This window comes from Oryzobacter faecalis (assembly GCF_046764005.1).
Lineage (GTDB): Bacteria > Actinomycetota > Actinomycetes > Actinomycetales > Dermatophilaceae > Oryzobacter > Oryzobacter faecalis.
The window spans coordinates 304,042-316,179 of sequence record NZ_JBKOFW010000001.1 but is presented as its reverse complement, the minus strand read 5'-3'; the positions used below and the strand labels follow the sequence as shown (position 1 = coordinate 316,179).

At 75.8% G+C, this 12,138-nt stretch carries 12 protein-coding genes; 1 reads left to right on the top strand and 11 read right to left on the bottom strand.

Annotated elements, in window-relative coordinates:
• Positions 1-38 precede the first annotated feature (38 nt).
• The 8 genes from dprA to rplS form a co-directional block, all read right to left on the bottom strand.
• Positions 39-1,199, bottom strand: coding sequence for a DNA-processing protein DprA (dprA, locus tag ACK8HX_RS01505; RefSeq protein ID WP_411938873.1), 1,161 nt, complete (start codon positions 1,197-1,199; stop codon positions 39-41).
• Positions 1,196-2,746: a YifB family Mg chelatase-like AAA ATPase gene (locus ACK8HX_RS01500; protein ID WP_411938872.1), complete on the bottom strand. Its 1,551-nt coding sequence runs from the start codon at positions 2,744-2,746 to the stop codon at positions 1,196-1,198. The genes dprA and ACK8HX_RS01500 overlap by 4 nt, the downstream gene beginning before the upstream one ends.
• Complete coding sequence (locus ACK8HX_RS01495) at positions 2,743-3,135, bottom strand: YraN family protein (protein WP_411938871.1); 393 nt, start codon at positions 3,133-3,135, stop codon at positions 2,743-2,745. Before ACK8HX_RS01495 ends, ACK8HX_RS01500 begins: the two co-directional genes overlap by 4 nt.
• Positions 3,136-3,227: 92 nt before the next feature.
• Positions 3,228-3,542: a DUF2469 domain-containing protein gene (locus ACK8HX_RS01490; RefSeq protein WP_030527975.1), complete on the bottom strand. Its 315-nt coding sequence runs from the start codon at positions 3,540-3,542 to the stop codon at positions 3,228-3,230.
• Positions 3,539-4,330: a ribonuclease HII gene (locus ACK8HX_RS01485; protein WP_411938870.1), complete on the bottom strand. Its 792-nt coding sequence runs from the start codon at positions 4,328-4,330 to the stop codon at positions 3,539-3,541. The genes ACK8HX_RS01490 and ACK8HX_RS01485 overlap by 4 nt, the downstream gene beginning before the upstream one ends.
• Complete coding sequence (lepB, locus tag ACK8HX_RS01480; RefSeq protein ID WP_411938869.1) at positions 4,327-5,109, bottom strand: signal peptidase I; 783 nt, start codon at positions 5,107-5,109, stop codon at positions 4,327-4,329. The genes ACK8HX_RS01485 and lepB overlap by 4 nt, the downstream gene beginning before the upstream one ends.
• Positions 5,106-5,627, bottom strand: a complete 522-nt coding sequence (locus ACK8HX_RS01475; protein ID WP_411938868.1) for a hypothetical protein — start codon at positions 5,625-5,627, stop codon at positions 5,106-5,108. The genes lepB and ACK8HX_RS01475 overlap by 4 nt, the downstream gene beginning before the upstream one ends.
• Before the next feature lie 52 nt (positions 5,628-5,679).
• Positions 5,680-6,039 carry a 50S ribosomal protein L19 gene (gene rplS, locus ACK8HX_RS01470; protein ID WP_411938867.1) on the bottom strand — a complete coding sequence of 120 codons (360 nt, stop codon included), beginning with the start codon at positions 6,037-6,039 and terminating at the stop codon, positions 5,680-5,682.
• 243 nt (positions 6,040-6,282) lie between these two features.
• Here rplS and ACK8HX_RS01465 point away from each other — a divergent pair, with 243 nt between their 5' ends.
• Positions 6,283-7,041 carry an ABC transporter permease gene (locus ACK8HX_RS01465; protein ID WP_411938866.1) on the top strand — a complete coding sequence of 253 codons (759 nt, stop codon included), beginning with the start codon at positions 6,283-6,285 and terminating at the stop codon, positions 7,039-7,041.
• A gap of 26 nt (positions 7,042-7,067) precedes the next feature.
• On the opposite strand, the gene trmD is transcribed toward ACK8HX_RS01465, so the two are convergent.
• The 3 genes from trmD to ACK8HX_RS01450 all read right to left on the bottom strand — a co-directional run bounded on the left by trmD (position 7,068) and on the right by ACK8HX_RS01450 (position 12,079).
• Positions 7,068-8,285: a tRNA (guanosine(37)-N1)-methyltransferase TrmD gene (gene trmD / locus ACK8HX_RS01460; RefSeq protein WP_411938865.1), complete on the bottom strand. Its 1,218-nt coding sequence runs from the start codon at positions 8,283-8,285 to the stop codon at positions 7,068-7,070.
• 1 nt (position 8,286) lies between these two features.
• Complete coding sequence (gene rimM, locus ACK8HX_RS01455; protein ID WP_411938864.1) at positions 8,287-8,817, bottom strand: ribosome maturation factor RimM; 531 nt, start codon at positions 8,815-8,817, stop codon at positions 8,287-8,289.
• 76 nt (positions 8,818-8,893) lie between these two features.
• A complete protein-coding gene (locus ACK8HX_RS01450) occupies positions 8,894-12,079 on the bottom strand; it encodes an nSTAND1 domain-containing NTPase (protein ID WP_411938863.1) in 3,186 nt (1,061 codons plus the stop codon).
• Positions 12,080-12,138 lie beyond the last annotated feature (59 nt).

Genomic DNA, 12,138 nt, shown 5'->3' with positions numbered 1-12,138 from the left:
TCCGCAACGACATCCGGGCAAAGTCGTCTGTTCGTCCATCACCCCTTGCGGCGCACCTTCCGCCACCGCCCGGCCTCGCGGACGACGAGGCCGTCGGCTTCGAGCGCGGCGAGCACCCCGTGGAGGACCTCGGTGCGGACCCCCGCGGCGAGGCCGATGCGCTCGGTCGGGACGGCCCCGCGGACCGGGACGGCCGACCACACCTTGAACGACGTGGCGTCGAGACCGTCACCCGGGCGCCGGGGCCCGTGGTCGGCAGCGGGGGCGAGGTCGTCGCCCACCCGGGCAGCGAGCTCGGCCACCTCGGCCGCGTCGGTCACCAGCACGGCGCCGTACTCGCGCACGAGCATGTGGCACCCCGCGGAGGTGGCACTCGACACCGGCCCGGGGACCGCGCCCACGGGGAGGTGGACGTCACGGGCCTCCCGGGCCGTCGACAGCGACCCGGACCGCAGGCCGGCCTCGACGACCACGGTCGCCCGTGACATGGCGGCGATGAGGCGGTTGCGGGCGAGGAACCGCCACCGGTACGGCGCACCGGCCGGCGGGCTCTCGCTGACGACGGCTCCGGTGCGTGCGACGGCGTCGATGAGGCCGCGATGCGGTGCCGGGTAGTACCGGTCGGCCCCGCACGCCAGCACGGCGACCCCCGGCCCGTCGGCCGCGAGGGCGGCGCGGTGGGCCGCGCCGTCGATCCCGTACGCCGCCCCGCTGGTGACGGTGAAGCCCCGCTGGGCCAGCCCGTCGGCGAGGTCGGCGGCGGTGCGCAGTCCGTACTCGCTGGCGGCCCGCGACCCCACGAGGGCCACCGACCGCTCGACGAGCGAGGCGAGGTCCTGGTCGCCGCGCACGAACAGGCACGGCGGCGGCAGTCCGAGGCGGTCGAGCCCCTCGGGCCACTCGAGGTCGCCGGGCACGAGGACGGTGAGGTCCTCGTGCTCGCACGCCCTGGCGATCCCGTCGAGGTCGAGCTCGGCGAGGCGCTCGGCCCAGCCGTCGAGGTCGGCGGGGCGGCACGAGGGGTGGACCTCCAGCGCCCGGTCCAGGATGCGTCCTCGTCTGAGCGTGGCGAGCGCGACGACCGGCCCGTCGGCCTCGAGGAGGGCTTGGAGCGTGGGGCTGCGCGGCTCGGCGAGGTAGGACCACGCGGCCCGCGCCCACCGGTCGTCGGCCTCCAGCGGGCTCTCGCGGCCGATCACGCCGCCACCTGCTCACCACGGCGGAGGACGAGGGCGGTCGCGACGTCGTCGGCGACCGGGACCGTTCGCCCGGCGAGGTCGGCGGCGGACCACGCGACGCGCAGCACGCGGTCGTAGCCGCGCAGCGTGATGCGTCCGGCGTCGAGGGCGCGGTCGAGGGCGGCAGTCGCCGCTCCGGGCAGGCGGTACGGGCGGCGTCGCAGCACGTGTCCCGGGACGACCCCGTTGACCGCCCACCCGTCGTCGGCCCAGCGGGCCGCCTGGGCCGCCCGGGCCTCGCGGACCCGGCCGGCGACGTCGGCGCTGCACTCGCCGCGCTCGTCACCGAACGCGGCCCGCCGCACCGGTGGGACGTGGACCTGGAGGTCGACCCGGTCCAGGAGCGGGCCCGACAGCCGCGACGCGTAGCCGCGGATGTCCTGCGGGCGACAACGGCAGTCGAGCGCCTTACCCCACGACAGGCCGCACGGGCACGGGTTGGCGGCGAGGACGAGGAGGAAGCGGGCCGGGTAGCGCACGACGTGGCGCGACCTCGCGAGGACGACCTCGCCGGACTCGAGCGGCTGGCGCAGCACCTCGAGGACCCGTTTGCCGAACTCGGGAGCCTCGTCGAGGAAGAGGACTCCGCGGTGTGCCCGCGAGATGGCGCCCGGCATCGCGACCCCCGACCCACCCCCCGCGACCGAGGCGACCGACGAGCTGTGGTGCGGGGCGACGAAGGGCGGGGTGCGGTCGAGGCTGGTCACGTCTCCGACGTGGCCGGTGAGCGAGCGGATGGCGTGCGTCTCGAGCGCCTCGTCGCGGGTGAGCGGGGGCAGCACGGTGACGAGCCGCTCGGCGAGCATCGTCTTCCCCACGCCCGGTGGGCCCGACATCAGCAGGTGGTGGCCGCCGGTGGCCGCGAGCTCGAGGGCGTGCCGGGCCTCGGGCTGCCCGGCGACGTCGGCGAGGTCGGGACCCGACCGCCGGGGCTCGACCGGCTCCTCTCGGACCATCGCCCCGGGCAGGCCGCAGCCACCCGCCTCGGCATCGGCGTACCAGCCGACGACCTCCGCGAGGCTGCCCGCACCGTGCACGCTGATGCCGTCGACGAGCTGGGCCTCGGCAACGTTCTCCAGCGGCACGACGACGTCGCGGACCCCGCGCCGCACCGCCTCGAGCACCGCCGGCAGCACCCCGCGCACGCCGCGCAGCCGGCCGTCGAGGGCCAGCTCGCCGAGGTGGACGACACCCGCGGCGAGGGTGGGGGCCCGCAGCAGGCCGGCCGCGGCCAGGACCGACACCGCGATCGGCAGGTCGAACCCCGACCCGTGCTTCGGGATCGAGGCCGGTGAGAGGTTGACCGTCACCCGGTGGGCCGGGACCGGCACCCCCGAGGTCGCCGCGGCCGACCGCACCCGGTCGGGTGCCTGGCCGCACGCGGTGTCGGGCATGCCGCCGATCGCGAACTGCGGCAGCCCCGGGGCGATGTGGGCCTCGACGTCGACGAGGGTGCCGTCGAGGCCGGTGAGCGTGACCGAGAGGGTGCGCCCCAGCCCGAGGGTCACGACCCGACCCCCACGACGTGCCGCACGAGTGGTGGCCGGCCGGGGCGGCAGAGGATGCCGACCACGTCGATCCGCACGCCGTCGGCGCGGACGTCGTGCGCTGCCATCCACGCCGCCGCGAGCCGCCGCAGCCGCATGGCCTTGGCGAACGTCACCGCCTCGACGGGCTCGCCGAAGCCGGAGGTCCGCCGGGTCTTGACCTCGCACACGACGACCCAGCCGCCGTCGCGCGCCACGACGTCGACCTCGCCGTGCTCGCACCGCCAGTTGCGCTCGAGCACGGTGAGGCCGCGGTCGCTCAGGTACCGGACGGCGAGGTCCTCCCCCCACCGCCCCAGGCTCCGCCGCGGGTCGGGAGCGGCCGCGCCGTCGTCATCGGTCGTCGTCATGGACCGAGCCAAGCGGCGCGGCCGGACGCCCGACAGCCCCCGCCGGAACCTGTGGAGAACGCTCCGCCGGAGCGGCCCCTGTGGACGACGGGCTAGAACTCGCCCTTGGGCAGCTCGAGCTCGGACTTCGCGAGCTCCTCGACGTTGACGTCCTTGAAGGTGACGACCCGCACGGTCTTCGCGAACCGGGCCGGGCGGTAGATGTCCCAGACCCACGCGTCGTGCATCGTCACGTCGAAGAACACCTCACCCCCGTCGGAGCGGACCTTCACGTCGACCGAGTTGCACAGGTAGAAGCGCCGCTCGGTCTCGACGACGTGGCTGAACAGCCCGACGACGTCGCGGTACTCGCGGTAGAGCGCGAGCTCCGCCTCGGACTCGTACTTCTCGAGGTCCTCCGAGCTCATCGCTCTCCCACTCGCCAGAGGTCGGCCCCGGCGTCCGCGGCGGGCCCGGGGGTCAGGTCGGTGACCAGGTCCGCGACGGGGTCGGCGGCCGGGTCGGTCAGGGCATCATCATCCATCGTGCCGGGGAGCCGCCACGAGCGGCGGTGCCATTCGGACGGCCCGAGCCGGCGCAGCGCGTCCATGTGCTCCGGTGCCGCGTAGCCCTTGTTCTCGACCCAGCCGTACTCCGGCTGCGCCTCCCCCAGCCCGACCATGATCCGGTCGCGGGTCACCTTGGCGAGCACCGAGGCCGCGGCCACGGACGAGCACCTGAGGTCGGCCTTGACCATCGTCGTGACGGGCGGGGTGACGACGGCGGACTCGTGCGCGAAGGCGAGGAGCCCGACGTCCTCGGGCGCGGTGAGCCAGTCGTGGTTGCCGTCGAGGATGACGAGGTCGGGCACGACGCCGCAGGCGACCAGCGCGCGCGTCCCCGCGAGCCGGAGCGCCGCGATGATGCCGACCTCGTCGATCTCGTCGGCGCTCGCGTGACCGACGGCGTGGGCGAGGGCCCAGCGCTCGATCCGGGGCACCATCCGCTCACGGGCCTGAGGCACGAGGAGCTTGGAGTCGCGGACCCCCTGCGGTGCGGTGCGGCAGGACTCGTCGATGAGGACGACCCCCACCGTGACCGGCCCGGCGAGCGCGCCCCGGCCGACCTCGTCCATCCCGGCGAGGACGCGGTGCCCGTCGCGCTGGAGCGCCCGCTCGACCCGCAGGCTGGGGGCCTTGGAGCGCGGAGGGGTCACGGCGCGGCCCGGCGCGAGGGCACGTCGACGAACGTGGCCGCGTGGTCGGAGAGCCAGGAGGCCCGGCTGAACGGCCACACGGTGGCGATGGCGCGGCCGGTGATGCGGTCGACGGGGACCGAGCCGTCGCGGCCGGTGCCGTTCGGGTCGTGGAAGCGGGAGTCCTCGGAGTCGGAGCGGTGGTCGCCCATGACCCACACGCGGCCCGCCGGCACGACGACGTCGAAGTTCAGCGAGCTCGGCAGGTCGTTCGGCTTGAGGTACCGCTCGGTGATCGGGACGTCGTTGACGGTGAGGCGGCGCTGCTCGTCGCAGCAGACGACGTGGTCGCCGGGCAGGCCGATGACCCGTTTGATGAGGTGGTCCTCGGACTCGGCGGGGAGGAGTCCGACGAACACCAGCCCGTCGTGGAGGGCCCCGCGCAGCCCGTCGCGCTCGACGGGCGGCGTGGCGTCGAGCCAGCCACCCGGGTCCTCGAAGACGACGACGTCGCCGCGGCTGAGGTCGAGCGGGCCCGGCGTCAGCTTCGAGACGACGACGCGGTCACCGACGAGGAGGGTGTCCTCCATCGAGCCGGAGGGGATGTAGAAGGCCTGGAGCAGCCACGTCTTGACGACGAAGGAGAGCGCGAGGGCGAGACCGACGACGACGACGATCTCGCGGACCGCCGCGAGGAACCACGCGAGGACCGAGGGCTCGCGCTCGTCGGAGGATCCCCCGGACGTGCCGGCCGCCCTCTCGGGGGCCCCGGCAGCCCCCGGGGACTCGGGCACGCTCATCGGGGCGTCCCGGCCGGGTCGACCCCCGCGACGGAGCCGAGCCGGCCCAAGGGCCAGATCCGCCACACGACGGTCCCGACGACGTCGGCGGCGGCGGCGTCGCCGGGCACGGGGGCCCCGAGGGTCACGGTGTCGCCGGACGCGGCGGTGACGACCGAGAGGCGGTCCTGGCGTCCGATGTCGACCCCGAGGAGACCTGCGACGGCCGACAGCACGCGGCCGGCGGGCCCGTCGTCGACCGGTGTCGAGCGGTCGACGGCGGCCGTGGCGGTCGTGTCGACGACCGCGAGGTCACCGGGCCGCGCCCCGGCCGAGGCCTTCCACACGAGCACACGGTCTCCTGGTTCGAGGACCGGCGCGAGGGCGTCGGTGGGGACGACGTAGGACTGGAGGAACAGGCCCTGGACGAGGGCGGTCAGGAGCACGGCCGCGACGAGCAGCACGACGACCCGGGGACGACGCGACCCGGCCCCTGCCACGGTGGCGGGTGCCGGGTCGGCGTCCGGACGGGTCGTCACCACGCGGAGCCTAGTCGGCCCTGCTGGGTGCGGCGCGCGAGGAGGGTCGGCCTCAGCGGGCGACCGGGGTCTCGCGCTTCTCCTTGATCTTGGCGGCCTTGCCGCGCAGGTCGCGCAGGTAGTACAGCTTCGCGCGACGGACGTCACCGCGGGTGACGACCTCGATCTTGTCGACGATCGGGGTGTGGAGCGGGAAGGTGCGCTCGACGCCGACGCCGAAGGAGACCTTGCGGACCGTGAAGGTCTCGCCGATGCCGCCGCCGTGGCGACGGATGACGACGCCCTGGAAGACCTGGATGCGCGAGCGGGTGCCCTCGACGACCTTGACGTGGACCTTGACCGTGTCGCCGGCGCGGAACGCCGGGACGTCGGTCTTCATCGACGCCCGGTCGAGCTCGTCGAAACGCTGCATGACGATGTCGCTTTCTCGCGGCCTGCCACAGGTCACCCGCGGATGTCGGTACTGCCGTGTTGTCTGGTGGTGCGCTCGTCGGGCCGCATGCCGGTCGGACGGGGTCCGGGGCACTCCCCCTGTGGCGGGGGCCGTGAGGTCGACGTGGCGCAGCGCCCCAGTCTGCCAGAGGGGGCCGCGCGGCACGAAATCCGTGGAGGACGAGGCCCCACGGCTGCGTCGGTGCCGTCCCCTAGCGTGGGCGTGACGATCGACCCGGGCCTTCCCGTCGCCCTCGCCGTCGTCGTCCTCCTCGCGGGCACCGCCGCGATGTACGTCGTCGGCGACCTCCCCCGGCCGGCGTCGACCCTCGTCGCCGCGCTGCGCGCCGTCCTCCAGCTGGGCGCGGCCGCGCTCGTCATCGCGGCGGTCGTCCGCTCGCTCGCGCTGTCCGTCCTCCTCCTCTGCGTCATGTTCGTCGTCGCCGTCGCCACGACCGTGCGCCGCGTCGAGGCGACCGGCGCATGGCCGTGGGCGACGGTCGCGATGCTTGCGGGCCTGCTCCCGGTCGTCGCCGTCGTGCTCCTCACCCGCACGATCCCCCCGGAGGGCCTCGCCCTCGTACCCGTCGTGGGCATCCTCGCCGGCAACACGATGAACGGCCACACCCTGGTCTGCCGGCGCGCGTTCGCGGCGCTGCGCGAGGAGCACAGCCACTACGAGGCGGCACTCTCGCTCGGGCTCACCCGCGCACAGGCGATCGGCGAGGTCGTCCACCGCCGCACCCCCGAGGCGCTGGTCCCGGGGCTCGACCAGGTGCGGACGGCCGGCGTCGTGACCCTGCCGGGTGCCTTCGTCGGCGTGCTGCTCGGCGGTGGCACACCCGCGCAGGCGGCCGCGGCGCAGGTGCTCGTCCTCGTCGGGATCATGGCCGCGCAGACGACCACGGCGGTCGTCGCCGAGCGGCTGGTGCGACGCGCCCTCCTCCTGCCGGCCGACCTCAAGGCGTCGCTCCGGCCCTGACACCCCTCGCACCGGACGGTCGAGGGTCAGCGGCGGGGCCTGGTGAGGTCGACCGTGCCGGGGAACGTCCCCTCACCGGGCACCGGCCGGTAGCCGGCCCGCTTGTACCGGCGCTGGTTCGCCGCGCTCACCGACCCGGTGTTGACCCAGAGGGTCTCGACCGATGATGGCGCCGCCGCCTCGGCGAGGGCGAGCAGCTCGCGTCCGAGCCCGCGACCCTGGAGGTCGGGGGCGACCATGAGCCGCCCGGTCTCCCACACCGTGGGGTCACCGGGCCGGACGCGACCGCGCACGGAGGCGACGAGCCGGCCGGGCCCGTCGCCGCTCCCGCGCACCCGGGCCACCCAGGTCGTCCACTCCCCCAGCCCACGCGCGACGTCCTCCTCGGACTCGTCGAGCGGAGGGATCGTCCACGAGCCGGAGACCCGTCCCTCGGGCACCCAGCACGCCAGCTGGAGGACCCGCAGCTCGGCGGCGTCGGACGGCGTCGCCACGCGTACCTCGAGGTCGGCCAGGCCTCCGGTGGCGGCCGCCGCACCGAGGAGGTCGGGGCGCCGTTCGGTCGTGCGCGCGAGCCGCTGCTCGTGCCGCCAGCGGGCGATCGCGGCGTGGTCGCCGGAGAGGAGGACGGGCGGCACCTCGCGGACGACGTCGCCGTCCTCCCACCGCGCCGGACGGGTGTACACGGGGTACTCGAGGAGGCCGTCCTCGTGCGACTCCTCGACGAGGGACTCGGCGTTGCCGACGACCCCGGGAAGGAGCCGGCCCACGGCCTCGACCATCGCGAGCACCGCGACCTCGCCACCGTTGAGGACGTAGTCGCCGAGGGAGACGACGGTGACGGGCATCCGCTCGGCGGCGTGCTCGTAGACCCGCTCGTCGAGCCCTTCGTAGCGCCCGCACGCGAACGCGAGCCACGGCTCCCCCGCGAGGCGGCGCGCCATCCCCTGGTCGAAGCGGACGCCCCCGGGGCCGGGGACGAGCAGGTGCGGCACCGGTGCCGCGTCGGTGGCGCCGGTCGCCACGACGTGGTCGAGCGCCTCGGCCCACGGCTCGGGCTTCATCACCATGCCGGCGCCGCCGCCGAACGGGCTGTCGTCGACGGTGCGGTGCCGGTCGTGGGTGAAGTCGCGCAGGTCGTGGACGTGGAGGTCGAGGAGGCCGTCGCGCCGGGCCTTGCCGATGAGGGAGAGGTCGAGCGGGGCGAGGTACTCCGGGAAGATCGAGACGACGTCGAGGCGCACGTCAGCTCCCGAGGTCGAGCAGCCCCGCAGGGGCGTCGACGACGACCCGACCGCCCTCGACGTCGACCTCGGGGACGATCGCCTCGACGAACGGGACGAGCACCTCGCGGCCGTCGGCGAGCCGCAGGACGAGGCGGTCCTGGGCGGAGCCCAGCTCGAGGCCGACGACCTCGCCGAGGGCCGAGCCGGACGGGTCGACGGCGGCCAGGCCGACGAGCTCGTCCTCGGCGAAGGCGTCGGCGTCGTCCTCCGCGGGAGCCTCGTCGGCGCCGTCGACGACGAGGCGCGTGCCGCGCAGGCCCTCGGCGCCGGTGCGGTCGGGGACCTCCTCGAAGCCGACGAGCCAGATGCCGCGGTGGACCCGCGTGGAGCGCACGGTGAGCGCCCGCGGCACGCCCGAACCCGCGGCCGCCTCGGTCTCGAGGACGGCCCCGACGGCGAGGCGGCGCTCGGGCTCGTCGGTGTGCAGCTGGACGGTGACCTCGCCGCGCAGGCCGTGCGGCTTGCCGATGCGGGCGACGACGGTGCTCATGCCCGCATCCTCTCAGGAGGCCGCGGCGTCCCGGTCACGAGGCGGGGCACCGCGGTCACGGGGCGGGGCACCGCGGTCACGGGGCGGGGCACCGTGGCCCAGCGGCCACCTCCTCCGCCACGGTTCCGGTGAGGCCCTCGGGGACGCACGGGACGACGACCCGGCCGGCGACGACGTCGGCCTCGAGCGCGGCCAGCCGGGTCCGGTGGGCGGCCAGGTGCTCCCCCGTCGTCGCGAGCGAGAGCCCACCGCCGGCCAAGTCGGTGACGCGGCTCCCGCTCTCCAGGCGCCCCTGCGCGAAGTCGCGGACGGCCTCGCGGACCGCGATGTCGAAGCGCTTGATGGTCGAGGTGAGGACCCGCGTGCCGTCGCCGTCGGCGAGCTGCCACTCGTCGTCGCGGGCCATGTCCTCGTCGGCGCCGATCGCCCACACCTCCCGGCCCCCGGCCGCCGCCCGCGCCACGGCCTGCAGCCCCCCGACCTGGGCCGTCCCCGCGGGCACGTAGAGGACGTCTACCCCCTCGGCGAGGAGCAGCTCCGCCGGGGCGGCGACGACCGCCGGCGCGACGAACCCCGAGTAGTCGGGGACCCGCGACGCGTAGGCGACATCGACCCGCACGGACGGGTCGACCGCGCCGACGCCCGCGACGAAGCCCGCCTCGAAGCGACGGAGGGTGACGGTGTCGGCCCCGCCGAGGAAGGCGACGTGCCCGGTGCGGGTGGTCAGGGCAGCGGCGGCGCCCGCGAGGAAGGCCGTCTGCTGGTCGGCGAACACGAGGTTGGTCACGTTGGGTCCTGCTCCCGGGCGTTCGACCGCGACGAACCAGGTGTCGCGGTGGCGCCGGGCCACCGCCGTGACGTCGGCTGCCACGGCCACGCTCACGACGAGGTCGGGCCCCTCGGCGGCGAGCGTCTGCAGGTCTCCCTGGTTCACGTCGCCGATCCGCTGCTTGACGAGGCTGAGGTCCACGAGGCGTGCGGCGTCGTCGAGCCCGCGCTGCACGAGGGCGTCGACCCGACCCTCGTCGTCGTTGAGGGCCAGGGCGACGCGCGTCGTCCGCGCACCGGCGAGGACGACCGCGAGCCCGGCGACGAGGGCGATGACGACCGCGGCGACGCACAGCAGCACGAGCCGCCTGCGGGAGCGGCGCTCCAGGGCCCGGCGGTCCTCGTCCTCCTGCTGCGCCCGGCGCTCGGCCTCGCAGTCGCGGGCGAGGCCGGCGTCGATGAACTGGCGCTCCCCGGTCGTCAGGGAGAGGACGCCCTCGTCCGCCCACCGCCGCAGCTCGGCCAGCCGGCTCCCGGCGAGGAGGTACTCGGGGTCGCGGCCGGCGGCGTCCCACTCGGCGACCGCCGCCACGAGCGCGGCGTGCCGGCGCAGCGCCAGCGCGTGGCGGGTCACGAGGTCCTGCAGCCACGGCCAGGCGCTGACCAGCGCCTCGTGCGACATCTCGACGGTCCCGCCCTCCCCCGACCCGCGGTCGTAGGTGACGAGCCGCAGCTCGTTGAGGCGGCCGAGGACGTCGCCGACCGCCACGGTGTCGACGTCGACGAGCCGCGTCAGCTCACCGACCGGGACGACCCGCCGGCCGACCCGCCCGGCGTCGTCGACCCGCACCATCCGCAGGACGAGCTGGGCCAGCAGCCGTTCCCTCTCCGGGCCGACGCGGTTCCGCAGCGCCTCGGCCTCTCTCGTCAGCGCTCCCCGCAGGCCCCCCACGGCGCGGTAGGCGGCGAGGGTCAGCAGACCGCCGCCGCGCTGGTCGAACAGCTCGGTGAGGACGAACTGGAGGAGCGGGAGGACGGCCGGCCCGGCGGTGGAGTCCGCGACGAGCTCGGCCAGCAGCGCGGGCTCCACGGCCGCCCCGACCCGCGCGGCCGGCGCGGCGATGGCGCGCTCGAGCTCGTCGGGGTGCATGGGCAGCAGCGTGAGCACGCCCTCTCCGAACAGCGGGGCGAAGTCGGGGTGGCGCAGCGGGCGGTCGTAGTAGTCCGCGCGCAGGGCGAGGACGACCCGGACGTCGCGCTCCCTGCGCGACAGCAGTCCGGCGAGCTCGGCGAGGACGTCGTCGGCGGCCCCGTCCTCGCCGAGGAAGACCTCCTCGAACTGGTCGAGGACGAGGACGACGCGCTCCCCCGCCGCCGTCCCCAGCTCGTCGAGCACGTCGTCGAGGCCACCGGTCTGGAGGACGTCCCGGTCGGGCGCCAGGACCCGCACCCCGGCGAGGTCACCCTCCGTGGCCGCCCGCAGCGCTGGGACCAGTCCCGCGCCGAGCACGCTCGACTTCCCGCTGCCGGACGGCCCGACGAGGGCCACGAGGGGGACGCCGCCTCGCAGCCGGTCGAGGACGGCGAGGACCACCGCCTCGCGGCCGTGGAAGTCCGGCGCGTCCTCCTCGCCGAAGGGCCGCAGCCCCTTGTACGGGTTGCGCGCCCGACGCCCCCGCCACCCGAGGTCGTCCGGCGGGAGCAGCGACACGTCGTGGACGAGCATCCGCTCGTGGAGCCGCTGCAGCTCCGCGGACGGGTCGGCCCCCAGCTCGTCGGCGAGCCGGCGGCGGAGGGCGGCGAAGGCCCGCAGCGCCTCGCCCTGGCGGCCGCTGCGGTACGCCGCCAGCATCGACACCGCAACGGCCCGCTCGCGCAGCGGGTCGGCGGCCGTGACACCGCGCGCCAGGTCGCCCGCCCGCTCCAGGGCCCCGGCCTCGACGAGTGCCGCGGCCAGCGCCTCCTGGGCGTCGAGACGCCGCAGGTCGAGGACGGCCGCCGCGCCGCGCACCGGGAGGTCGTCGGCCACCGCAACCAAGGCCCCGCCCGCTGCCGCCGCCACGGCCTCCTCGAAGGCCGCGAGCGCTCCCGGCAAGTCGCCGCGACGCTCCAGCGCGCGGCCGTGCTCGAGGGCGCGGCGGAGGATCTCGGCATCGACCTCGTCGTCGCCGACCTCGAGGACGTACCCGGGTCGGCGGGTGACGATGAGGGGCCGGCCGGTCTCGGCGAGGAAGGTGCGCCGCAGCTCGGAGACGTACACCTGCACGGCGTGCGCGGCCGTGCGCGGGGGGTCCTCCCCCCAGAGGGCGCCGATGATCCGGTCGGCCGCGACGACGCGGTTCGCCTCGAGGGCGAGCACGGCGAAGAGCGCCTGTTGGCGAGGCGGCCCGAGGTCGAGCGGGGTGTCGTCGACGAGGACGGACGGACCCCCGTAGAGCCGGACGAGGAGGCAGGCACCCGGCGCGGCGCCGGCGGACCGCTGCGGAAGCTCCACGGCACACCTCCGGTCGTCGGGGCGGGCCGGGGTCGGCCAGCTCGACTGTAGCCCCGCAC

Bases quoted from the DNA above. Each gene is read 5' to 3' on its own strand.
- rimM (WP_411938864.1), bottom strand. From the start codon at position 8,817: ATGAGCACCGTCGTCGCCCGCATCGGCAAGCCGCACGGCCTGCGCGGC.
- ACK8HX_RS01495 (WP_411938871.1), bottom strand. From the start codon at position 3,135: ATGACGACGACCGATGACGACGGCGCGGCCGCTCCCGACCCGCGGCGG.
- rplS (WP_411938867.1), bottom strand. From the start codon at position 6,039: ATGCAGCGTTTCGACGAGCTCGACCGGGCGTCGATGAAGACCGACGTC.
- ACK8HX_RS01490 (WP_030527975.1), bottom strand. From the start codon at position 3,542: ATGAGCTCGGAGGACCTCGAGAAGTACGAGTCCGAGGCGGAGCTCGCG.
- lepB (WP_411938869.1), bottom strand. From the start codon at position 5,109: ATGAGCGTGCCCGAGTCCCCGGGGGCTGCCGGGGCCCCCGAGAGGGCG.